This window comes from Fodinicola feengrottensis, from assembly GCF_010993775.1.
GTDB classification, from domain to species: Bacteria; Actinomycetota; Actinomycetes; order Mycobacteriales; family HKI-0501; genus Fodinicola; species Fodinicola feengrottensis.
On record NZ_WOTO01000063.1, the window covers coordinates 13,740 to 35,013 of the forward strand.

Below are 21,274 nucleotides of genomic sequence, written 5' to 3' on the forward strand. Positions count from 1 at the left end.
AACGACCGCTTTTCACCCTGTGATCAGGGGCCTACCCACTGAATCGGAAGATGTCCGGATTGTAACCCGATCAAGGTTTTCGTCGGGTTGAAATGCCTTGACGTGAGTCGGTCAACTGCCTGGGAAAGCGACCGTGGCGGGGCTGTTCGGCGTGGCGCGCTGTCGCCACTGGGTGGCTCTCACGGCCGTCTCGGTGAGCGCTTGTACGGCGGCCTGCCGGTCGGCTCCCTGGGTGGCCGGGACCGCGGCCCGCCAGAGCCCGGCGAGCCGCTCCTCCTCCAGGGTGACCGCGAGCCGGCGGCCGTCCGCGCCGGTGGTGACCGCGAAGGGCAGTTTGTACGCGGCGCTCGCGGCTTGCGGGATGACCCCGGCGGCGGTCAGCTGAGTGACGAGACTGTCCCGGCGGTGCTGGTGGGCGGTTTGCGAGTCCTGTGCCAGCGCCAGGTCGTTGCCGGTCAGATGCGCGCCGATCACGCCGTAGGCGTAGTTGGCCGCGTGTTCGCCGGCGAGCGCGGCTTGGAGCGCGGCGGCGCCGGTCAGGCTCATGTCAGCACCTCGAGATGGCTGGCCTCGGCCGCCGCGAGGCTGGCCAGCAGGGCGGCCTCGGCGTCCGCGGCGATGAGGCAGCCGGCCACCGCGGCCGTGGTCTGCTGCTTTTCCAGGCCCGCCAACGTCTGCCGCGCACTGCTGGACGATCCGCCGGCGAGCGAGCCGTCCGGGGTCACCGATCCGTGTTGTCCCGATGGCGACGGAGATGGATCGGGATCGGGATCGCGCCGGGCCAGCAGCGCGGCCAGCGCCTTGACGTGGGGGCGGCGTGGTCCGCTCGTACGCCGGCGAGCTGGTCGGCCAGCGAGCTGTGGCCGCCGATTGCCGAGTCGTAGCCGGCCAGCAATGCCTGCTCCGCCTTCAGCAGGCTGGTCAGCGCGGTGGTGACCGGATCCGGCGCGGCCGGCGCGGCGGGCTCACCCGTACAGCCAGCGACCAGACCCGTACCGCCAGCAACGGTGAGGGACGCGACGGCAGTCAGCATCGCTCGCCGGCTTTGCCCCACCTGTCCGCCTTTCGCTGCCGGCCACCGGAAATCGGCCCGGCGACTAGTACGTCATTGTTCCAGCCGGGTACGACGGCGGGCGGATCGGGGAGCCGCTATCGGGTCCCATACCAAACCGGTCCACGACCGCCGCGAGATCTCCATGTGAGCCGACCGTCCCCGGAGCGGATATCCTCGCGGCAAGTGGTTTGAGCGGCCATAACTGCACAGGGCGCCGGCTGGGGGGAGTTGTCCGGCCGGGGCCGTCGCGTCGGTTGGGGGAGGTGCCCGTGGCGGGTAGGACATCGAAGCAGTCACCGGCGGCGCGGGAGCGCGCCGGCCGACCCAAAGCCGTGCAGACACCGGAAAAGAACCGGCGAACGGCGGCCGAGTTGCGGCCGGCGGTCCGGCAGGTGGTCGAGACGGCCGGGTATGACCTGGAGGACCTGACGGTCAGTCGGGCCGGCAGGCGGGACGTGTTGCGGGTGGTCGTGGACCGCGACGGCGGCGTTGACCTGGACGCGGTCGCCGAGGTGTCGCGGGAGATCTCCCGCGAGCTGGACCGGCACGACGACGGTTTCGACAGCCCGCCGTACACCCTTGAGGTCACTTCACCGGGAGTCGACCGGCCGCTGACGCAGCCACGGCACTGGCGGCGTAACGTCGGTCGGCTGGTCGCGGTGACCGCCGCCGGCACCGGGCTGACCGCCCCGGATCGCGGCCGCTGACGAGTCCGGCGTCCGGTTGAACACCGACGACGGCGCGCGGGACTGGGAGTACGCGCAGCTTGGGCCCGGCCGGGTGAAAGTGGAGTTCGGCGCGGCTACCACCCAGAAAACCGCTGAGCAGCCCAGCGGCCAGCAGCGTGACGAAGAGGAGTCGCCGTGAATATCGACATCGCCGCACTGCGGGCGGTGGAGCGCGAACGGGAGATCTCGTTCGACACCATCATCGCGGCCATCGAGAGCGCGCTTCTCACCGCGTACCGACACACCGACGACGCCCACTCGCACGCCCGGGTGGAAGTGGACCGCAAGACCGGGCAGGCCCGGGTGTGGGCCACCGAGACCGGGCCGGAGGGCGAGGTGCTCCGGGAGTACGACGACACTCCGGCCGACTTCGGCCGGATCGCCACCATGACCGCGAAGCAGGTCATCCTGCAGCGGCTCCGGGAGGCCACCGACGACGTGACCTTCGGCGAGTTCGTCGGCAAGGAGGGCGAAGTCGTCGCCGGCATCGTGCAGCGCGCGACAACGCCCGGGCCGAGCGTGGTCTGGTGCAGGTGTCGCTCGGCAAGATCGAGGCCACCCTGCCGCCGGCCGAGCAGGTGCCCGGCGAGCAGTACACCCACGGCTCCCGGCTCAAGTGCCTGGTGATCGGCGTCACGAAGGGTATGCGCGGCCCGCAGGTCACGCTGTCCCGCAGTCACCCGAACCTGGTCCGGAAGTTGTTCGCGCTGGAGGTCCCGGAGATCGACGACGGCACCGTGCTCATCTCCGCGGTGGCCCGGGAGGCCGGTCACCGGTCCAAGATCGCGGTGAGTACGAAGGCCGAGGGCGTCAACGCGAAGGGCGCCTGCATCGGGCCGATGGGTTCGCGCGTACGAGCGGTGACCAGCGAGCTGCACGGCGAGAAGATCGACATCGTCGACTACTCCGAGGACCCGGCCGAGTTCGTCGGCAACGCGCTGTCGCCAGCGAAGGCGCTGAAGGTCGAGGTGGTCAGCGCCGCCGAGAAGTCCGCCCGGGTGACTGTGCCGGACTACCAGCTGTCGCTGGCGATCGGCAAGGAAGGCCAGAACGCCCGGCTCGCGGCCCGGCTGACCGGCTGGCGGATCGACATCCGCAGCGACGCCGCCGACGGCGCTGGGACGCAAGACCCACGGCCGCAGAACCGGGCGGCCGGTGGGCCGCCGCCGGGTCGCCGGCCGAAAAGTCTTCCGGACTCCACGTCCGGTCATGCTCCTCGTACGACGGCGGGGTAGACTAACTACGGCTCGGTGCCCGGGTCTGGTTTTACGGCGTATTTTTCACGTGACTTTCGTACGATCTGGAGCGTTGACATCTCTGACGGTCCGGTTCGCACGTGCGTGGGTTGCCGGGAGCGGGCAGTGGCCACAGATCTTCTGCGTGTGGTCCTGGTCGGACACGAGGTAGTGGCCGACCCGGCACACAGGCTGCCGGGACGAGGGGCATGGTTGCACCCCGTCGAGGGTTGTCTCGCATTGGCGGAACGGCGGCGCGCCTTCGGGCGCGCATTGCGTGTGTCCGGGTTCGCGCCCGACACGGCGACCGTTCGTACGCATGTGGCGCAGCGGTAACGCAAGAGTGTGGATCACCAGATCCGCGCCAGAGAACAGAAGTGAGTCGATCCGGTATGAGCACGCGATGAAGTCGCCAGCATGAACAGGCTTCAGCACTAACCGTGGGATCGAGCGGGTCAGCCGCCGGTCCCGGTAAGGAGACCAGTGGCAGGCAAGGCCCGCGTCCATGAGCTCGCCAAAGAGCTCGGGGTGGAAAGCAAGACCGTTCTCGCCAAGTTGAAAGATCTGGGCGAGTTCGTGAAGTCCGCGTCGTCGACGGTGGAAGCACCCGTGGCGAGGCGGCTCCGGGAGTCGTTCGTCGACCCACAGCCGGCAGCGTCCGGCGGTTCAGCGCCGGCCAAGAGTGCCGGCAAACCCAAGTCTTCCGCCGCGCCCTCAGCGCGGCCTACCGCACGTCCGGGCCCCGGTCCCAAGCCGGTCCCCCCCGGCCGCCGGCCGGCCCCGCGCCGAGCGCGCAGAGCGTCGAGGCCAAGGCCGCCGAGACCCGTGTCGCGGAGATTCGCGCAGCTCAGGAAGCCGCTCAGGCAGCTTCGGCGGCGGCGCGCGCGCGAGAGAGCGCGGCACCGGCCGAGCCGGCTGCCGCGGCAAGTGGCACCGACGCTCCGGCGGCTCCGGCCGGCCCGCAGTCCGGTGGCCCGCGACCAGCTTCTCCCGGTCCGCGGCCCGGTCCGCGGCCGCCGGCGGCGTCGCCGCGTCCAGGCCCGAACTCCGGCGGCGGTGGCCGCACGGGTGGCGGTCGTGGCGGTCCGGCGCGTCCGGGCAACAATCCCTTTGGGGTGGGTGCCGGCACTCCGGCGCCGCGCGCCAACCCGCGTCCCGGCCCAGCCCAGGGCGGTGGCGGTGACCACGCCGGCAGCCCGGCTCCCGGTGGCGCACCCACCCGCGGCGGCCCGCGCCCGGGTCCGGCCTCAGGCATGCCGCCGCCGCGTCCCGGTGGCGGTCAGGGTGGCCCCGGCGGTCCGCGTCCGAACCCGGGCATGATGCCGCCCCGGCCGAGCCCGGGCAGCATGCCGGCCCGTGGCCCGCGCCCCGGTGGCGGCGGTCCCGGTGGCCCAGGTGGCGGCGGCCGTGGTGGCCCAGGTGGTGGCGGTGCCGGTGCTGGTCGTCCCGGTGGTGGCGGCGGCGGTGCTGGTCGTCCCGGTGGCGGTGGCGGCGGTGCTGGTCGTCCCGGTGGTGGCGGTGGCGGCGGATACCGCGGCGGTCCCGGCGGTGGTGGCGGTGCTGGTGGCGGCGGTGGCGCCCCGGCCGGCGGCGGCTTCCGTCCCGGTGGTGGCGGCGGTCGCCCAGGTGGCGGCGGTCGTGGCCGTGGCGGTACGGCGGGTGCCTTCGGGCGTCCCGGTGGCCGGCCGACCCGTGGCCGCAAGTCCAAGAAGCAGCGGCGCCAAGAGTTCGACAACCTGTCCGCGCCGACGATGCAGTCCGTCCGCGCTCCGCGGGGTGACGGTTCAACGATCAAGCTCGTACGCGGCGCGTCCCTGGCGGACTTCGCGGACAAGATCAACGCGAACCCGGGCTCGCTCGTCCAGGAGGCTTTCAACCTGGGCGAGATGGTGACCGCGACGCAGTCGTGCTCGGACGAGACGTTGATGCTGATGGGAGAGCACCTCAACTACGAGGTGACGATCGTCAGTCCGGAGGACGAGGACCGCGAGCTGCTCGCGCGCTTCGACCTGGAGTTCGACGGCGAGTACGAGTCCAACGAGTACGTCGCGCGGCCGCCGGTGGTGACCGTCATGGGTCACGTCGACCACGGTAAGACGCGGCTGTTGGACACGATCCGTAAGGCCAACGTGCAGGCCGGCGAGGCCGGTGGCATCACCCAGCACATCGGTGCGTACCAGGTGCATGTCGAGCACGACGGCCACGACCGCGCGATCACCTTCATCGACACCCCGGGCCACGAGGCGTTCACCGCCATGCGTGCCCGTGGCGCCGAGACCACGGACATCGTGGTGCTGGTGGTAGCGGCCGACGACGGTGTCAAGCCGCAGACGATCGAGGCGTTGAACCACGCGCAGGCGGCGAAGGTGCCGATCGTGGTGGCCGTCAACAAGATCGACAAGGAAGGCGCCGACCCGGCCAAGGTGCGCGGACAGCTCACCGAATACGGCCTGGTTCCGGAGGAATATGGTGGCGACACCATGTTCGTCGACGTGTCCGCCCGGGCCGACATCAACATCGACGGGCTGCTGAACGCGGTCCTGCTGACCGCGGACGCCGCGTTGGAGCTGACCGCTCCGATCGACGTACCGGCGCAGGGCACCGTCATCGAGGCTCGGCTGGACCGCGGTCGCGGTCCGGTGGCCACGGTGCTGGTGCAGCGCGGCATCCTGCGGGTCGGTGACTCGGTGGTGACCGGTGAAGCCCACGGTCGCGTCCGGGCCATGCTCGACGAGCACCTGGTGCCGGTGAAGGAAGCCGGTCCGTCCAGTCCAGTCCCGTACGAGTCCTCGGACTCACCGCGGTGCCGGGCGCCGGCGACAACTTCCTGGTCGTGCCGGAGGACCGGGTGGCTCGGCAGATCGCCGACCAGCGGGCCGCGCGCGAGCGCAACGCCCAGCAGGCCGCGACGCGGGCCAGGCCCACCCTGGAGTCGATCTTCGAGCGGCTCAAGGAGGGCGAGAAGACTCAGCTCACCCTTATCCTCAAGGGCGACGTGTCCGGTTCGGTGGAAGCGCTGGAAGACTCGCTGCTCAAGATCGACGTGCTCGACGAGGTCGAGCTGCAGATCATCGGGCGCGGTGTCGGTGCCATCACCGAGAACGACATCAACCTGGCGCGTACGGCCGACGCCGTGATCATCGGCTTCAACGTGCGGGCCGAGCGCAACGCCCGGGACCTGGCCGAGCGGGAGAACGTCGACATCCGCTACTACTCGGTCATCTACCAGGCGATCGACGATGTCGAGGCCGCACTCAGGGGGCATGCTCAAGCCCGAGTACGAGGAAGTGCAGCTGGGCACCGCGGAAATCCGCGAGGTCTACCGGTCCAGCCGGTTCGGCAACATCGCCGGCACGCTGGTGCGGTCCGGTCTCATCCGGCGCAACGCCAAGGCGCGGCTCATCCGCGACGGCGCGGTGGTGGCGGACAACCTGGCGATCGAGTCGCTGCGTCGGTTCAAGGACGACGCGACCGAGGTCCGGGAGGGTTACGAGTGCGGTATCGGACTCGGCTCCTTCAACGACATCCGCGTGGATGACGTGATCGAGACCTTCGAGATGCGCGAAAAGCCCCGGAGCTGAGTTTCTGGCGGCAGTGCCTGCCGCGCGCGTCGACTTCTCGTCGGCGGGATGCCCAAAAGACCGGGCATCCCGCCGCCGGAAGTCGGTCGGCCTCCGGCCGACGCGGTGGTGGTCAGGTCAGGAGTGTCCGGCTTGGCGGGGTGGCGTCCGGCCCGGGGCGGGCGTGCCGTCTCGCTGACTGAGATAATGGCTCTATGTTCACTGGGGGGGTGTGCGTTTTTGATGTGCTGTTGCCGCCCGATTCTCGTTCTTTGAAGGCGAAGCGTTCGTACGTGCGACCGGTGGTCGCGGCGTTGCGCAAGCTGGAGGTTTCGGTCGCCGAGGTGGGCGCTACCGACCTGCATGGCCGGACCGAGATCGGGGTTGCGGTGGTGTCCGGTGAGGCGACCCAAGTCCGGGACGTGATCGACGCCTGCGAGCGGATGGTGGCGGCCCGACCGGAGTTGCAGCTGCTGTCGGCGCGTCGGCGCTGGTACGGCGAAGACGACGAGTGATTCGACAGCAAAGGAAGCAAGGAAATGGTGGACACCGCGAGGGCGCGCAAGCTTTCGGTGCGGATCAAGGAAATCGTTGCCGACATGCTGCGTCGTGACGTTAAGGACCCGCGGCTGGGGATGGTGACGGTGACCGATGAAGATCACCGGCGACCTGCGCGAGGCCACCGTCTATTAACACGGTCCTGGGTGACGCGACCCAGCTGCAGGAGTCCGGCATGGCGCTGGAGTCCGCGACCGGTGTGCTGCGCAGCGCGGTGGGCCGCCAGACCGGCGTCCGCTACACGCCGACGCTGACCTTCGTGGCCGATGTGATCCCCGAGGGCGCCAGGCAGATGGAGGAGTTGCTGGAGAAGGCGCGCGAGTCCGACGCGGCCGTACGGGCCAACGCGGCTGGCGCCACCTATGCCGGCGATGCCGACCCGTACAAGCATGACGACGAGGACGACGAGTAGGCAGTGCCCACGTACGCGCTTCTGATCGCCCCGTCGGCGAACCGGGTTTACGCCGACGCGTCGGTGGCATTGTTGACCAGTGAGCTGGCCGTTTTCAATCACACGATTTTGGGCGGCCGCCTCGCTGACATCGCTGAGCGGACCATCGCCGGCGTAAGATACGTGGGTTTCCACGCCGACGCACTGTCCGATGAGGACATCGCGGCGCTGGCCAATCTTTCCGCACTGTACGTGCTTTTCGAGGTGCGAGAGGACCTTCTGCGTCCTCTCGAGGCAACTGGGCTGGATCGGTTTTCCAGCGATTTGGTGAGCATTCCCAAGTACGCTGGCAAGACGAACGAGCAATTTACCAAACTGCTGCTCAATGTCACCGCCGTCTCCACCGACGTGCCGGCCGCATTCCTGACCACCCGGCTGCGAGTGCTGGACCCGATGTGCGGGCGCGGCACCACGCTGAACCAGGCGATGACCTACGGCTTCGACGCCACCGGAGTGGACATTGACGGCAAGGATTTCGACGCGTACTCGGCTTTTATCCGAACGTGGTTGAAAACCAAGCGACACAAGCACACCGCCGAGGTGGTGCCGCTGCGCCGCAACCGGGTCCGGCTGGGTCGCCGGCTCGATGTCACGGTCGCTGGGACGGCGCAGGCGTACAAAGCCGGTGATGTCCAGCGGATCAGTTTTCTGAACGCGGACACGTTGCACAGCGCCGAAATTTCAAGCCAGCGGCTTTCGATGTGGTGGTGACCGACCTTCCGTACGGCGTCCAGCACGGCAGCCGCCAGCACACCTCGCTGTCCCGCAGCCCGCTCAAGCTGCTCGCCGAGGCGGTCGGCCGGTGGGCTCGGCTGGTACGCCCCGGCGGCGCGCTCGGGCTGTCCTGGAACACCTTCGGCGGGAGCCGGGACCAGGTCGCTGAGATCCTGGCCGGCGCCGGCTTCGAGCCGCTGACAGATCCCTGCTATGCCGGCTTCGCGCATCGCGTCGACCAGGCGATCACCCGCGACCTGATGGTGGCCCCCCGGTCCTGACCGATCCGGCCCTCGTAAGTAATTGACGACTTTACTTTTGCCAACGTTAGAAACCGTCCACACCGGGTAAATCGGTCGGTCGTATTCTTTAGCGGTACAGGACCGTAAATCCGACAAAGCGCGTCGGGCGGTGCCCGGATTTCCGTCGTTGTTTTTCGGAAAATTTCGAAAAGCTGTTCACTGGCGACGACGATATTGGGGTTAGGCTCCTGCGCCATAGCCAAGATAATCGCGTACTCGCATAGTGCGACCGTCGCGCCCAGAAATCGATTGTTAGCTAGCAAACGCCGGGAGCAAGTGGCGTCTCGCCGAGGTGAGGGTGTTTCAGTTGGCAACCAGGACGTGTGATTGTCGGGTCGTGAGATGGAATTAGCGCAGATGTTTGCCGTGGTGTGCAACGATGAAATGCAGTATTCGATCTGGTTGGAAGGTCGCCCGGTGCCAGCCGGGTGGCATCTGGAGGGCACCCGCGGCGACCGCGACGAATGCCTCGCGCATATCGAAAAAGTCTGGACCGATATGCGGCCGGCCAGTCTCCGGCGGGCCAGCGAGGCCGTCCATGACTGACTCGTTGAGCATCGAAAACGTGGAACTATCGGCGCCGCTGCCGGCTTTCGACCCGTCTCTCTCGTCGAAATCGTTACCGATCCGTATCCGGCGTACGCCCGATATCGCGAACAGGATCCGGTTCACTGGGGCGTTTTTCCGCGCTGGCCGGCTATCCGGGCGCCTGGTATGTGTTCCGGCACGCCGACACCTCGGCCGTGCTCAAGGACGAGCGGTTCGGCAAGGCTCGCCGGGCCGCCGCTGCCTCTGACGAGGCCACCACTGTCAAGCCGTCCATTCCGGACGCGGCCAAGCCGTATTTCGCGATGGCCCGGACCTGGATCGCCCATCGGGATCCGCCGGACCACACCCGGCTGCGGGATCTGCTCCGGCCGCATTTTTCGCGGCCGGGGCGGTGCAGCGGCTGCGGCCGGTCGTCCTCGGGATCGCCGACCAGCTGATCGACCGGTTCGAGGGAGGCCGGTCGGACGTGGTCGCCGATTACGCCGCGGTGCTGCCATTCCATGTGGTGGCGGGACTGCTCGGTGTGCCCGAGGACGACTGGCCGCGGTTGGTCGACTGGTCGATCCCGATGCGCAACGTCGGCGTGCTGACCACTGAGCAGACCTGGCGACTGGCCAGCGAGCGGTCACCGACTTCGCCGGCTACCTGGGCGAGCTGGTCCAGCGGCGCCGGGCCGAGCCGGCCGACGACCTGCTGAGCAGCCTGATCACCGCCCGGGAGGGCGGCGAGTTCGTGGATGACGACGAGCTGGTGGCGAACGCGCTGTTCCTGGTCTTCGCCTCGGCCGGTCTCTACCACCACCACCGCGCTGGTCTCTACCGGGGCGAATCTCTGCTGCTCACGCACCCCGACCAGCGGGCCGCACTGGCCGGCGACCCGGCGCTGATCGGCTCCGCGGTGCACGAGTTCCTCCGGCTCGAGCCGCCGCTGCAGATGACGAACCGGACGGCGGCTGCCCACGTACGGCTCGGTGACCGCGAGATCCACCCGGGGGACTCGGTGATCACCATCCTCGCCTCGGCGAACCGCGACCCGCAGGTGTACGCGGACCCGGACCGGCTCGACATCGCCCGTCGCCGCCAGCCGCACCTGACCTTCAGCGCCGGCATCCACACCTGTTTCGGTGGCCCGATGGCCGCGCTGGAAGGCGAGGTGGCGATTGGCCGGCTGCTGGAGCGGCTGCCCGGCCTCGCGCCGGCCGGACTCGCCGAGTGGAACCTGACCGGCTCCCTCCGGCTGCTGCGCACCCTTCCCGTCACGTACTGAAGGAAATCTCGCTGATGGACCTCCCGCTGCTCGACCACGTCTTCGTGACCGTGGACAGTGACACCTACCAGCAAGCGCGCGATTCGGCGTTCCTGCACGACGACTATGCGCGTTTCATGGTCAAGCAGGCGCGCAGCAACCTCAGCGGCGCGTACGGCAGCGTCTGCATGGCCGGCGACAACACCCTTTTCGAGTTCTTCGACGCGGCCGTCCCACCGTTGCCCGGCATCAGCGGCGGGGTGGTGCTGTCGTACGAGCGTCCGGGCGCGCTGGACGAGGTGCATCAGCGGCTGCTCGATCGCGGTGCGACTTCGATCGAGGAACGCAGCGTCGAGCGGACCGTCGAGGGTACGTGACCCTGCCCTGGTATCGCTTGCTGCGCCCCGATTTGGGGGAGGGCACACCGGTCACGCTGATGGTGGTCCAGGTGGCGCCGGAATATTACGAGCATCTCGGCGCGGTCGCCGCGCCGGACGGCCGGCGCAGTCGCAGCGGCTACCTGGATGCGGTTCTTGGCGCTGGTACGTCGGAAAAGGCGTTGAAGGACATCGTTGGGGTGACCGTACGAGTGCGCGCCGACCGGGCCAAACGGCTGGCGGCCACCCTGGAGGCGATCGGGTTTTCCTGCACTGGCGAGGAAAACGTGCTGGCCGGGCCGGACGTGACGATCACGTTGGTGGTTGACGAGACCGCGCCGGAGGGCGTGGTGGCGATGCGGAACAGCTTGCGGGTGCCCTGGGAGCACGGCACCCAGCGGTTCGGCGCCGGCTGTGCGCTGGACGCCGACGGCTGGGCCTTCACCCCCTACCGATGGGCGGAATGACGCCGATGTCGCAGGGGGGCGTACGGCCGGATGCGCTGGGTCTGACGGTTCTTTCCCTGTTGGGAAAAGAAAACCCCGCGGCAATTGCGGTCGAGTCGGAGGCCGGCCGACTGACGTACGAGCAGTTGGACCTCCGGGTGAACCGGCTGGCTCGGTATTTGCGGGGCCTGGGGGCAGGGCCGGAAACGTATGTGGCGATCATGCTGCCACGCTCGATTGACCTGGTGGTGGCGATTCTCGCGGTGCTGCGGGCCGGCGCCGCGTACGTGCCGATCGACCCGGAGTATCCGGCGGAGCGGATCCGCTTTGTGTTGGCGGACAGCGGTTCGCGTCTGCTCCTCACCGACCGGTCCCAGCCAAACCACGGTGACCTGACGACGGTCTTCGTGGATGATCTGGCCGTCGGCGCTCAGCCCGTGGACCCGCCGACTGTGCTCGTACGGCCGGAAAACGCCGCCTACGTGATTTACACGTCAGGTTCGACCGGCCAGCCCAAGGGCGTGGTGGTCTCGCATGCCGCGATCGCGCCGGACATTTGCGCTGGATGCAGGAGACTTTCCGGCTCACCGCCGATGATCGGGTGCTACAGAAGACATCGGCGAGTTTTGACGTGTCAGTGTGGGAATTCCTCTGGCCGCTGACCGTTGGCGCTGGCCTGGTGCTGGCCCGCCCAGGTGGGCATCGAGAGCCGCGCTACCTCGCTGACCTGATCAGCTCGCACGGCATCACGACCGTGCATTTCGTGCCTTCGATGTTGCGGGCATTCCTGGAGGAGCCGGCCGCTCGCCGATGTACGGGGTTACGCCGGATCCTGTGCAGCGGTGAGGCACTGCCGGCGTCGCTCGCCGCGACCTGCGCCCGCATTCTGCCCGCATCACCGCACAATCTCTACGGCCCGACCGAAGCGGCCATTGACGTCACGTGGTGGCCATACGAGCCGGATGCCGCCGAAATCCCGATTGGCCGCCCGGTGTGGAACACCCAGGCGTATGTGCTCGACGAGGACCTTTCGCCGCTGCCGGTCGGGAGACCGGCGAGCTTTTCCTTGCTGGTGACCAACTCGCTCGCGGCTACCACGGCCGTCCCGGACTCACCGCCGAGAAGTTCCGGCCCAACCCGTTTACGCCTGGCGCACGGATGTATGCCACCGGCGATCTCGCGCAGTGGCGCCCGGACGGCACCTTGCGGTATGTCGGTCGTACGGACCAGCAGGTGAAGCTGCACGGTTTTCGGATTGAGCTGGGCGAAGTCGAGGCCGCGTTGGCCGCGCATCCGGCCGTCGGGGAGGCGGCCGTGCTGATGCGGGAGGACGAGCCCGGCCATCCGCGGCTGGTCGGCTACCTGGTGCCGTCCACTGTGGACGCTGACGCGGTTCGCCGGATGCTGCCGCTGGACACCGAAGATCGTACGATTGAGCTGCCTGGTGACGTGACCGCCTGGGTGGCCAACAGGTCCGAGGCCGAGTTCATGGCCGAGGAGATCTTCGGCGACCAGGTCTACCTGCGTGGCGGGATCCAGCTGCCGGACCGGGCGTGCGTTTTCGATGTGGGTGCGAACGTTGGCCTGTTCTCGCTCTTTGTAGCGCAGAAATCCGCCGACGCACAGGTCTTCGCCTTCGAGCCGATGCCACCGCTGCAGAAACTGCTGCGGCGCAATCTGCGGATCCATGGCGTCGACGCGCAGGTCCTGCCGTACGCGCTGGGAGCCCAGCCGGGCACCGCGGCTTTCTCGTACTATCCGCACGCGACCGTGCTGTCCGGCCGGTACGCCGACGCGGCCGCCGAGACCGCGGTCGTCCGGTCGCTGTTTTCCCGCCAGCTGGGCGAAACCGGTGCGGTCGTCGACGAGCTGCTGGCCGAGCGGCTGCGCACCGAGTCGTACGACTGCGAGGTCCGGACGCTCAGTGACGTGATCGTTGAGCAGGGCATCGAGCACATCGACCTGCTGAAAATCGACGTGGAGAAGAGCGAGGCCGAGGTGCTCGCGGGCCTGCGTGATGAGCATTACGCGATGATTGACCAGCTTGTCGTGGAAGTGCATGACGACGATGGCCGGCTGGCGCAAATCACCAAGCTGCTGGAAAGTCACGGTTATCGGACCACCGCCGAGCGTGACCCGCAGCTGGCCGGCACCGATCTTTACAACGTCTACGCCACCAGGCTCCAGCCGCTTCCGGAACGTACGGCCAGCAAGGGAAAAAGGCTGGCACAGCCCGACGAAGCTGCTCGCGGACGTGAAGGAGTCGTTGGAGCGGACGCTGCCCGCGTACGAGGTGCCGACGGCCTGGCTGCTGCTTGACCGGCTTCCGTTGGCTGCCAACGGAAAACTCGACCGGGCCGGGCTGCCGGCGCCGCTCCGGGAGACCGCGTACGAGCCGCCGCGGACCGATACCGAGCGCACCCTGTGCGACCTCTGGTCGCAGGTCCTGGGAGTGCAAAAGGTGGGGATCGCGGATGATTTCTTCGACCTCGGTGGGAACTCGCTGGCAGTCGCCCGGCTGATTTCCCGGGTACGGGCCGCTTTTGGGGTCGAGAGCTGCTGGCGCGCGCGCGGTTTTCCGCGCCAGTACGGTCGAAAAACCTCGCGAGAGAGGTCGAGTCCGCGGGCGCGCCGGCGTTGCCGCCGCTGCTCGCGACGGACCGCAGCGGCCTGCTGCCGCTGTCGTTGCCGCAGCAGCGAGTGTGGTTCCTGGAGCAGTTGGTGCCCGGCAACCTGGCGTACAACGCCCAGATAACCCTGCGGTTGAAGGGCAATCTGGACGTGGACGCGTTGCGGGCGACGCTCACCGAGATCGTCCGGCGGCACGAGATTTTCCGGACCGTCTTTCGTGCGGTGGATGGGGTTGGTACGGCTGAGGTCCGCCCGCCGATGCCGGTCGACTTGCCGGTGGTGGACTGTGCCGACCCGGCTGACGAGCTGATTTCCGCGCAGGTGCGGCAGTCTTTCGACCTGGCCCAGCCGCCGCTGGCGCGCTGGACGCTGCTGCGGCACGGCCCGACAGACCACACGCTGGTCCAGGTCGAGCACCATTTCGTCCACGACGGGTGGTCGCTGGCTCAGCTGCTCACCGAGCTGACCTGCATTTATCCGGCGTTCGTGGGAGGCGAGCCGAGCCCGCTGCCGGCGCCGACGCGGCAGTACGGTGACTTCACCCGCTGGCAGCGCGACTGGATGCGCGGCGAGGTTTTGGACCGCCACCTGGATTTCTGGGCCGATCAGCTGGCCGGCGCGCGCCGGCCGCGCTGGACCTGCCGACCGACCGGCCGCGGCCGGCCCGGCAGAGTTTTCGCGGTGACGCCGTACAAACGCAGGTGCCGACGGACCTCGTCGAGCGCCTGCACCGGTTCGCCCGTGACCACCGAGTGACGCTCTTCAGCGCGATGTTGGCCGGGTTTTCCGCGTTGCTCCAGCGATACACGAACCAGCACGACCTGGTGGTGGGGACTGGGGTAGCCAATCGCCGGCTCGCCGAAACCGAGAACCTGCTCGGGATGGTGGTGAACACGCTGCCGCTGCGGTTGGATCTCGCTGGCCAGCCGGGGTTGACCGAGTTGGCCGGTCGGGTGCAGGAGACGACGATGGCCGCGGACGCCTGGCAGGACGTGCCGCTGGACCGGCTGGTGGACCGGCTCGATGTTCGCCGCGACCCATCCCGGAACCCGCTTTTCGGGGTGATGTTCAGCTTTCATGACTCGCGGATCCCGGACCTGGCCTTCGGTGGACTGGACGGCCGGCTCACGTACCGGCACAACGGCTCGGCCAAGACGGACCTGAACGTGGTCGCGATTCCCGCTGGCGCCAACGAGATCACCCTGATCTGGGAATACGCGACCGATCTTTTCGATGCCGAGACGGCACAGCGGATGGTCGCGCACTACTTCGCGTTGCTCGACGCGGCGCTGGCCGACCCCGACCAGCCGGTGGACCGGCTGCCGATGCTGCCCGAGACCGAGCTGCGGCGAGTTTTGGCGGCGGCCCAAGGAAAAGAAGAGCCCTACCCGGCGGATGCCACGCTTGCGGAAATGTTCGGGCAGGTGGTGGCCCGGCCGGACGCGGTCGCGCTGTGCCATCGCGATGTCGAGCTCACGTACGCGCAATTGGACGTACGAGCCAACGCGGTGGCCGCCCAGTTGCGAAAAGCCGGCGTCGGCCGGGACATTGCGGTCGGGATTCTGCTGCCGCCAGGTGTCGACCTGGTGGTCGGACTGCTCGGCGCGCTCAAGGCCGGCGGTGCGTACGTGCCGATCAACCCACAGCTGCCTGACGAGCGCATTCGCTGGATGCTGGCGGACTCCGGTGCCCGCGCGGTGGTCACCTGGCCAGCACTTGCCAGCAGCATCCAGGGCCTTCCGGTTGTCTTCCCTGACGCCAAAAACGCCGAATCGGTTGCTCGGGAATCAGGGCCACGCAGCCTCGCGTACGTGATCTACACATCCGGCTCGACCGGTCGGCCGAAGGGCGTGATGGTCGAACACCGCTCGGTGCTGCGGCTGGTTTTCGGCCAGGACTACCTGAATTTCGGTCCGGCGCAACGGATTACCCAGGCGCTGGAGCCGTCTTTCGACGCTAGTACGTTCGAATTCTGGGCACCGCTGCTGCACGGCGGCACGCTCTGTGTCATCGACCCGGAAGTGGTGCAGAGCCCGGTCGAGTTCGCCGCCGAGATCCGCCGGCTGAGGGTCACCACGACCCTGCTGACGACCACGCTGTTCAACGAGGTCGTGACCATGATCCCGGACGCGTTCGCCGGGCTGGACGCGGTGTTGTTCGGCGGGGAGGCGGCCAGCCCGCAGCGGCTCCGGGCGTTGCTAGCCGGCGGATCGGCGCCCGGCCGGCTGGTCAACTACTTCGGTCCGACCGAGGCCACGACCTGCACACGAACGCCGGTCGCGTCGATGCTGTCCCGGCCGCTGCGCAGACCGTGCCAATCGGTCCGCCAATCGCGAACACCAGCACGTACGTGCTCGACGTCGCCGGCCGTCCGGTCGGCATCGGGATGCCGGGGGAGCTTTATGTCGGCGGTCCCGGGTGGCGCGCGCGGGTACGTGGGGCGGCCCGGCCTGACCGCTCAGCGGTTCGTCCCCGATCCGTACGGACCGCCCGGCAGTCGCCTCTATCAGACCGGTGACCTGGTCCGATGGCGGCCGGACGGTGAGCTGGAGTTCCTCGGCCGGGTGGACGAGCAGGTGAAGATCCGCGGCTTCCGGGTCGAGCCGGGCGAGGTGGCGGCGGTGCTGACCGAGCATCCCCAGGTCGCCGACGCGACCGTCGTGGTCACCGGCGAGGGGATCGACAAGCGGCTGGTCGGGTACGTGGTGCCGCTCGCTGCGGAGCTGACGGCCGCGGACCTTCGCGACCACTTGGTGGACCGGCTGCCGGCCTACCTCGTACCTGCGGCGATCGTACTTGTGGACGCGTTGCCGTTGACCACACACGGCAAGGTCGACAAGGCCGCGCTGCGGCCAGCCGCACGGGCCGAAACCGAGGTGCTGACTCGGCCGCGGACCGACACCGAGCGCAAGGTGGCCGAGTTGTGCGCCGCACTGCTGGGGGTGGCGGCGGTCGGGGTGCTGTCCGACTTCTACGCGGCCGGTGGTCATTCGCTGCTGGCCAGCCGGCTGGTGGCGCAGGTCAACGAGGCCTTCGGCGTACGAGTGCGGCTCGCCGAGTTCCTGCTCCGGCCACGGCTCGCCGACCTCGCCGCCGCGGTCGATGCCGCCACTGCCGATGCCGCTGCCGACACGGCCGCCCTCGACAAAGCCATCGACGCGGGCCCGGTGAGGACGTACCAGCGCGAGCTCACCGACCTGCTGGCGAACCTCGACGACCTTTCCGACGACGAGATCGAGGCGCTGCTGAGCGAGCCCGAGACCGGAGGATCGCGGTGACCGACCTGAACCGCCGGGAGCTGCTCGCGCAGCGGCTGCGGGCTCGGCTCGCCGAGCCCACCCACCCGCTCTCGTACCCGCAGCAGCGGCTCTGGTTCCTCGACCAGCTGGCGCCGGCCGCGGCCGTCTACAACGTGCCGGCTGGACTATCGGATCGACGGGCCGTTGGACGTACGACTGTTGGCTGACGCGCTCACCGCCGTGGTCGCCCGGCACGAGGTCCTAAGGACCGTTTATCGGGCTCGCGACGGCGTGCCGGAGCAGGTCGTACGGCCGGCCGACGCCGTGACCATCCCGGTCATGGACCTGACCAACGACCCGGATTCGGCGGACCGGCTCGCGGCTGCCGAGGCGGCTCGGCCCTTCGACCTCGCGACCGGACCGGTGCTGCGTGCGACGCTGCTGCGGCTGGCACCGGACCGGCACCGATTTTTGTTGACTGTCCACCACATCGCTTGCGATGGCCCATCCCTGCAGAGACTCGCCGCTGAGGTCAGTGCGCACTGTGCTGGTGTCGAGCCGCCAGAACTGGCCCTGCAGTACGGCGATTTTGCCCGCTGGCAGGCCAATGCACGGGTCCCAGAGGGGTCCGTCGACTACTGGCGGAAGCGGTTGGACGGCGTCGCGGACCTGCCGGCTATGCCGACCGACAAGTCCCGGCCGCCGGTCGCGAGCTATCGCGGCGCGGCGCTGTCGTTTTCGTTGCCAGCAGCGGCGATCGAGGCCGTCGAGGCGTTGGCGCGCCGGACCGCAAGCACCCGTTTCACCGTGCTGCTGGCCGCTTTCGGGGCATTGGTGGGGCGCTACACCGGCGGTTCGGAGGTCGTCGTCGGAGCACCGGTGGCGCAGCGGGACCGGGTCGAATGGGAACCGCTGATCGGCTTCTTCGCGAACACCGTGGTGCTGCGGCTGGCTGCCGCCGGCGGGACTTTCGCTGATCTCGTACGGAAAACCGGCGAGACGGTACGGTTGGGCCTGGCCCACGCGGACGTACCGTTCGAGGTGCTGGTCGAGCGCCTGCACCCGGGCCGTGACCTGGCCCGAAACCCGCTTTTCGGGGTGCTTTTCAGCGACCGCGCGGACGACTCGACGGGGTGGACATTGCCCGGCTGCCAGGTGCGGGCGGCCGCCGGCGACTCCGGTACGGCCAAAGTCGACCTGAGTCTGAGTGTGTCCGGACGGACCGGGCGGCTGGAATACAGCTCGGATCTGTTCGAGCCGGAAACCGTGCGGCGGCTGGCCGATCAGTACGTGACGTTGCTGACCGCGGCGATGGCGAATCCGGACCTGCCCATGGACGAGCTGCCGGTCCTACCGGCGACCGAGGAGGCGGCCCTGCTGGCGCTCGGCGCCGGGACCGCGGTCGAGGTGGGCGAGCCGCTGCACCGGCAGATCGCTCGGCAGGCGGCTCGGACACCGGATCGTACGGCCGTGACCTCCGGCGGGCGGACGCTCACTTATGGGCAGCTCGATGAAGCCGCTTCAGGACTGGCCGGCCGGCTGACCGCGCTCGGCGCCGGCCCCGGCACAGTGGTGGGCATCCTGCTGGACCGCTCGGTCGACCTGCCGGTGGCGCTGCTCGGCGTCCTCAAGGCCGGTGCCGCGTACTTGCCGCTGGACCCCCGCCTTTCCGGCCGAGCGGGCTGGCCCTGATTGCCGTCGACGCGGCCGTTCCGCTGGTCGTCAGCGGCGGTCGGCTGCTGCATCGGGCCGCGCACCTGGCAAAAGTGGTCGATGTTGGCGACCAGGGCGGCGAGCCGGTGCCGGTCGCGGGCGAGCTGGACGACACCGCGTACCTGATCTACACGTCCGGCTCGACCGGCAAGCCCAAGGGCGTGATGGTCAGCCACCGCAACCTGGCCACCTTCGCGGCCGGCGTTGACGACCTGCTCGGCGACGAGTCGGGGACCTGGCTGGCGGTCACCAGCATGTCCTTCGACATCTCCGTGTTGGAGTTGCTGTGGACGCTGGCCCGCGGATACGAGGTGGTCGTACGAGCGACCGAACCGACCCGCGGCCGGCGGTCACCGGTCCGGCCGGTCGACTTCAGCCTGTTCTATTTCGGCAATGTCGCGGACGGTGCGAGCGGCGACCCCGACCCGTACAAGCTGCTCAAAGAGGGCGCCCGGTTCGCTGACCAGCATGGTTTCGCGGCGGTCTGGACGCCGGAGCGACACTTTCACCGGTTCGGTGGGCTCTATCCGAATCCGTCGGTGATCGGTGGGTTGCTGGCCGGCATCACCGACCGGATCGCGATCCGGGCCGGCAGTGTCGTCCTGCCGTTGCACGACCCGCTGCGGGTTGCCGAGGAATGGGCGCTGGTGGACAACCTGTCGGCGGCGGCCGGGTCGGTGTCTCCTTCGCCTCGGGCTGGCATCCACGCGACTTCGCGCTTGCTCCTGACGCGTACGACCAGCGCAAACAAGCGATGCTGGACGGCATCGACGAGGTCCGTCGGCTGTGGCGCGGCGAGACCGTACGGCGGGGTGGGCGGCGACGGCACCGAGGTCGAGCTGGGCACCTTCCCGCGGCCGGTGAGCCCGGAGTTGCCGGTGTGGCTGACCAGCGCGCGGCACCCGGACACCTTCCGGGCCGCCGGGGAGGTGGGCGCCGGGCTGCTCACGCACCTGCTCGGCCACGATATCGAGGAGCTGGCCAGCAAGATCGCGCTCTACCGCAAAGCCTGGGCGGACGCCGGCCATCCAGGCGAAGGCCGGGTCGCGGTGATGGTCCATACGTACGTTGGGCCGTCTGCTCATAAGGCCCGCCAACCGCTCGCCGACTACCTGAAGACGTCCTGGGACCTGCTCGCCGGGCTAGCCGATATGCGGGGCGACCAGCTGCGGTCGTTGCCGCCGGACGAGCTGGACGCGCTGGTCGATCGCGCGGTCGGCCGGTTCGCCGAGACCGCCGCGCTGATCGGTACGCCCGAGCAGGCCGCCGACACGGTCGCGCGGCTGGCCGATATCGGCGTCGACGAGGTGGCTTGCCTGATCGACTTCGGCGTCGGCGCTGACGACGTACTCGCTGGCCTCGACCACCTCGCCGAGGTGCCCGCGCTGGTCGCCCAGCGGGCCGAGGAACCGCTCGCTGACCAGCTACGACGGCACCACGTCACGCACCTGCAGTGCACGCGCCGACGCTGGCCCGGATGCTCGCCGCCGACCCGGAAACCGCCGCCGCGCTGCGGCCGTTGCGTCGGCTGCTGGTCGGCGGCGAGGCGCTGCCGGCTGACCTCGCCGCTGAGCTGGGCGCCGCGGTCGACGGGACCGTCCACAACATGTACGGCCCGACCGAGGCGACGATTTGGGCGACCACCGGCGACGGCCACCGGATCGGGCGGCCGCTGGCGGGTGCGTACGCGTATGTCGTCGATTCGGCGCTTCGGCTCGTACCGACCGGGGTGCCTGGCGAACTGCTGCTGGGCGGCGACTACGTGGCCGCCGGCTACCGCGACCGGCCGGCGCTGTCCGCTGGCCGGTTCGTCCCCGACCCGTACTCCGGCGTCCCGGGCGCGCGTCTCTACCGGACCGGCGACCTGGTCCGCTGGCGCGGCGCCGAGCTGGAGTTTCTCGGCCGGCTGGACGATCAGGTGAAGCTGCAGGGCTATCGGATCGAACTTGCCGAGGTCGAGGCCGTGCTGCGGCTGCGCGCGGAAATCGCCGACTGCGCGGTCGGTGTCCGCGGCGAGCAACTGGTCGCCTGGTACGAGGGCGGGCCGGTCGAGGACGCCGTGTTGCGTTCTCATGTGGCCGCGCTGCTGCCTGGCGGGATGGTGCCGTCCAGGTATGTGCCGGTCGAGCGGTTGCCTCGTACGCCGAATGGAAAACTCGATCGTCGTGCCCTGGCCGTGCCGAGCGTTTCGTTGCCAGCGTTCGCAAGTGCTGACCCGGAAGGCGACCTTGAACGGCTGATCGCTGGCGTGTGGCAGGAGGTTGTCGGCGTCCAGAAGGTCGGCGTCACCGACAACTTCTTCGATATTGGCGGAAATTCGCTGCTCGCGGTGCGGGTACGGGCGCATTTGGTGGAGCGGCACGGGCTCGCGCGGTGTCGCTGGTCGACCTTTTCCGCTATCCGACGATAAGAACCCTCGCCGCCGCGAATCCCGAGTCGACGCCGATGGTCGCGGACCGGGCGGCGCAGCGG

General features: G+C 69.0%; 22 protein-coding genes and 6 pseudogenes. 25 read left to right on the forward strand and 3 right to left on the reverse strand.

All coding sequences use genetic code 11. The annotated features are described in order from the left end of the window. Positions 1-111: 111 nt before the first annotated feature. Genes GNX96_RS39830 through GNX96_RS39840 form a run of 3 tightly spaced genes read right to left on the reverse strand, consistent with a single transcriptional unit; the run spans position 112 to position 1,033 of the window. Positions 112-546: a ferritin-like domain-containing protein gene (locus GNX96_RS39830; RefSeq protein ID WP_163572836.1), complete on the reverse strand. Its 435-nt coding sequence runs from the start codon at positions 544-546 to the stop codon at positions 112-114. Beyond that, positions 543-725 carry a hypothetical protein gene (locus GNX96_RS39835; RefSeq protein ID WP_163572837.1) on the reverse strand — a complete coding sequence of 61 codons (183 nt, stop codon included), beginning with the start codon at positions 723-725 and terminating at the stop codon, positions 543-545. The genes GNX96_RS39830 and GNX96_RS39835 overlap by 4 nt, the downstream gene beginning before the upstream one ends. After that, on the reverse strand, positions 722-1,033 hold the full coding sequence (locus tag GNX96_RS39840) for a hypothetical protein (RefSeq protein ID WP_163572838.1): 312 nt from the start codon (positions 1,031-1,033) through the stop codon (positions 722-724). Before GNX96_RS39840 ends, GNX96_RS39835 begins: the two co-directional genes overlap by 4 nt. Before the next feature lie 290 nt (positions 1,034-1,323). Here GNX96_RS39840 and GNX96_RS39845 point away from each other — a divergent pair, with 290 nt between their 5' ends. From GNX96_RS39845 to GNX96_RS58850, 25 genes and pseudogenes are all read left to right on the forward strand, one after another. Continuing rightward, positions 1,324-1,761 (forward strand): ribosome maturation factor RimP, encoded by a 438-nt coding sequence (locus tag GNX96_RS39845; RefSeq protein WP_313885908.1) that lies wholly within the window; start codon positions 1,324-1,326, stop codon positions 1,759-1,761. 16 nt (positions 1,762-1,777) lie between these two features. Further along, complete coding sequence (locus GNX96_RS39850; protein ID WP_163572840.1) at positions 1,778-1,921, forward strand: hypothetical protein; 144 nt, start codon at positions 1,778-1,780, stop codon at positions 1,919-1,921. Beyond that, positions 1,918-3,017: pseudogene (nusA, locus tag GNX96_RS39855) on the forward strand (transcription termination factor NusA). The gene GNX96_RS39850 and the pseudogene nusA overlap by 4 nt, the downstream one beginning before the upstream one ends. 63 nt (positions 3,018-3,080) lie before the next feature. Continuing rightward, entirely contained in the window at positions 3,081-3,353 is a 273-nt protein-coding gene (locus GNX96_RS39860) for a YlxR family protein (RefSeq protein WP_163572866.1), read from the forward strand. A gap of 147 nt (positions 3,354-3,500) precedes the next feature. Next, positions 3,501-6,598 (forward strand): annotated as a pseudogene (infB, locus tag GNX96_RS39870) (translation initiation factor IF-2). 209 nt (positions 6,599-6,807) lie between these two features. Beyond that, entirely contained in the window at positions 6,808-7,092 is a 285-nt protein-coding gene (locus GNX96_RS39875; protein WP_390624267.1) for a DUF503 domain-containing protein, read from the forward strand. 24 nt (positions 7,093-7,116) lie between these two features. Further along, positions 7,117-7,547 (forward strand): annotated as a pseudogene (gene rbfA / locus GNX96_RS39880) (30S ribosome-binding factor RbfA). Between the two features lie 3 nt (positions 7,548-7,550). Continuing rightward, positions 7,551-8,297, forward strand: coding sequence for a TRM11 family methyltransferase (locus GNX96_RS39885; RefSeq protein WP_279582730.1), 747 nt, complete (start codon positions 7,551-7,553; stop codon positions 8,295-8,297). Continuing rightward, positions 8,294-8,581 carry a TRM11 family methyltransferase gene (locus GNX96_RS58840; protein ID WP_279582731.1) on the forward strand — a complete coding sequence of 96 codons (288 nt, stop codon included), beginning with the start codon at positions 8,294-8,296 and terminating at the stop codon, positions 8,579-8,581. The genes GNX96_RS39885 and GNX96_RS58840 overlap by 4 nt, the downstream gene beginning before the upstream one ends. 378 nt (positions 8,582-8,959) lie before the next feature. Next, complete coding sequence (locus GNX96_RS39890; protein WP_279582744.1) at positions 8,960-9,148, forward strand: MbtH family protein; 189 nt, start codon at positions 8,960-8,962, stop codon at positions 9,146-9,148. Between the two features lie 170 nt (positions 9,149-9,318). Then, the gene (locus GNX96_RS39895; RefSeq protein ID WP_163572844.1) at positions 9,319-9,588 is read left to right on the forward strand and encodes a hypothetical protein; all 270 of its coding nucleotides are present in this window, start codon (positions 9,319-9,321) and stop codon (positions 9,586-9,588) included. Next, a complete protein-coding gene (locus tag GNX96_RS39900; RefSeq protein ID WP_163572845.1) occupies positions 9,543-9,848 on the forward strand; it encodes a hypothetical protein in 306 nt (101 codons plus the stop codon). The genes GNX96_RS39895 and GNX96_RS39900 overlap by 46 nt, the downstream gene beginning before the upstream one ends. Positions 9,849-9,883: 35 nt before the next feature. Continuing rightward, positions 9,884-10,417: a cytochrome P450 gene (locus GNX96_RS39905; protein WP_163572846.1), complete on the forward strand. Its 534-nt coding sequence runs from the start codon at positions 9,884-9,886 to the stop codon at positions 10,415-10,417. Positions 10,418-10,431: 14 nt separating this feature from the next. Continuing rightward, a complete protein-coding gene (locus GNX96_RS39910; RefSeq protein ID WP_163572847.1) occupies positions 10,432-10,773 on the forward strand; it encodes a DUF5829 family protein in 342 nt (113 codons plus the stop codon). Continuing rightward, the gene (locus tag GNX96_RS39915; protein WP_163572848.1) at positions 10,770-11,240 is read left to right on the forward strand and encodes a hypothetical protein; all 471 of its coding nucleotides are present in this window, start codon (positions 10,770-10,772) and stop codon (positions 11,238-11,240) included. The genes GNX96_RS39910 and GNX96_RS39915 overlap by 4 nt, the downstream gene beginning before the upstream one ends. Positions 11,241-11,245: 5 nt before the next feature. Beyond that, positions 11,246-12,456 (forward strand): annotated as a pseudogene (locus tag GNX96_RS66090) (AMP-binding protein). Further along, the gene (locus tag GNX96_RS39925) at positions 12,378-13,538 is read left to right on the forward strand and encodes an FkbM family methyltransferase (RefSeq protein WP_390624268.1); all 1,161 of its coding nucleotides are present in this window, start codon (positions 12,378-12,380) and stop codon (positions 13,536-13,538) included. The pseudogene GNX96_RS66090 and the gene GNX96_RS39925 overlap by 79 nt, the downstream one beginning before the upstream one ends. Next, positions 13,474-13,974: a phosphopantetheine-binding protein gene (locus GNX96_RS39930; protein ID WP_279582733.1), complete on the forward strand. Its 501-nt coding sequence runs from the start codon at positions 13,474-13,476 to the stop codon at positions 13,972-13,974. Before GNX96_RS39925 ends, GNX96_RS39930 begins: the two co-directional genes overlap by 65 nt. Continuing rightward, positions 13,857-14,606 carry a condensation domain-containing protein gene (locus GNX96_RS39935; protein WP_163572850.1) on the forward strand — a complete coding sequence of 250 codons (750 nt, stop codon included), beginning with the start codon at positions 13,857-13,859 and terminating at the stop codon, positions 14,604-14,606. Before GNX96_RS39930 ends, GNX96_RS39935 begins: the two co-directional genes overlap by 118 nt. Next, positions 14,489-17,128 (forward strand): non-ribosomal peptide synthetase, encoded by a 2,640-nt coding sequence (locus GNX96_RS39940; protein ID WP_279582746.1) that lies wholly within the window; start codon positions 14,489-14,491, stop codon positions 17,126-17,128. Before GNX96_RS39935 ends, GNX96_RS39940 begins: the two co-directional genes overlap by 118 nt. Continuing rightward, entirely contained in the window at positions 17,125-17,316 is a 192-nt protein-coding gene (locus GNX96_RS39945) for a hypothetical protein (protein WP_163572852.1), read from the forward strand. The genes GNX96_RS39940 and GNX96_RS39945 overlap by 4 nt, the downstream gene beginning before the upstream one ends. Continuing rightward, entirely contained in the window at positions 17,294-18,781 is a 1,488-nt protein-coding gene (locus GNX96_RS39950) for a condensation domain-containing protein (RefSeq protein ID WP_163572853.1), read from the forward strand. The genes GNX96_RS39945 and GNX96_RS39950 overlap by 23 nt, the downstream gene beginning before the upstream one ends. Before the next feature lie 107 nt (positions 18,782-18,888). Continuing rightward, positions 18,889-20,169, forward strand: a pseudogene (locus tag GNX96_RS39955) (MupA/Atu3671 family FMN-dependent luciferase-like monooxygenase); the annotation flags it as partial. Between the two features lie 110 nt (positions 20,170-20,279). Next, positions 20,280-20,519 (forward strand): annotated as a pseudogene (locus GNX96_RS66095) (AMP-binding protein); the annotation flags it as partial. Between the two features lie 201 nt (positions 20,520-20,720). Further along, positions 20,721-21,212: a phosphopantetheine-binding protein gene (locus GNX96_RS58850; RefSeq protein WP_279582734.1), complete on the forward strand. Its 492-nt coding sequence runs from the start codon at positions 20,721-20,723 to the stop codon at positions 21,210-21,212. Positions 21,213-21,274 lie beyond the last annotated feature (62 nt).

Coding starts and splice junctions, on each gene's coding strand:
- GNX96_RS39830 (WP_163572836.1), bottom strand. CDS start 546: ATGAGCCTGACCGGCGCCGCCGCGCTCCAAGCCGCGCTCGCCGGCGAA.
- GNX96_RS39840 (WP_163572838.1), bottom strand. CDS start 1,033: ATGCTGACTGCCGTCGCGTCCCTCACCGTTGCTGGCGGTACGGGTCTG.
- GNX96_RS39890 (WP_279582744.1), top strand. CDS start 8,960: ATGTTTGCCGTGGTGTGCAACGATGAAATGCAGTATTCGATCTGGTTG.
- GNX96_RS39910 (WP_163572847.1), top strand. CDS start 10,432: ATGGACCTCCCGCTGCTCGACCACGTCTTCGTGACCGTGGACAGTGAC.
- GNX96_RS39925 (WP_390624268.1), top strand. CDS start 12,378: ATGTATGCCACCGGCGATCTCGCGCAGTGGCGCCCGGACGGCACCTTG.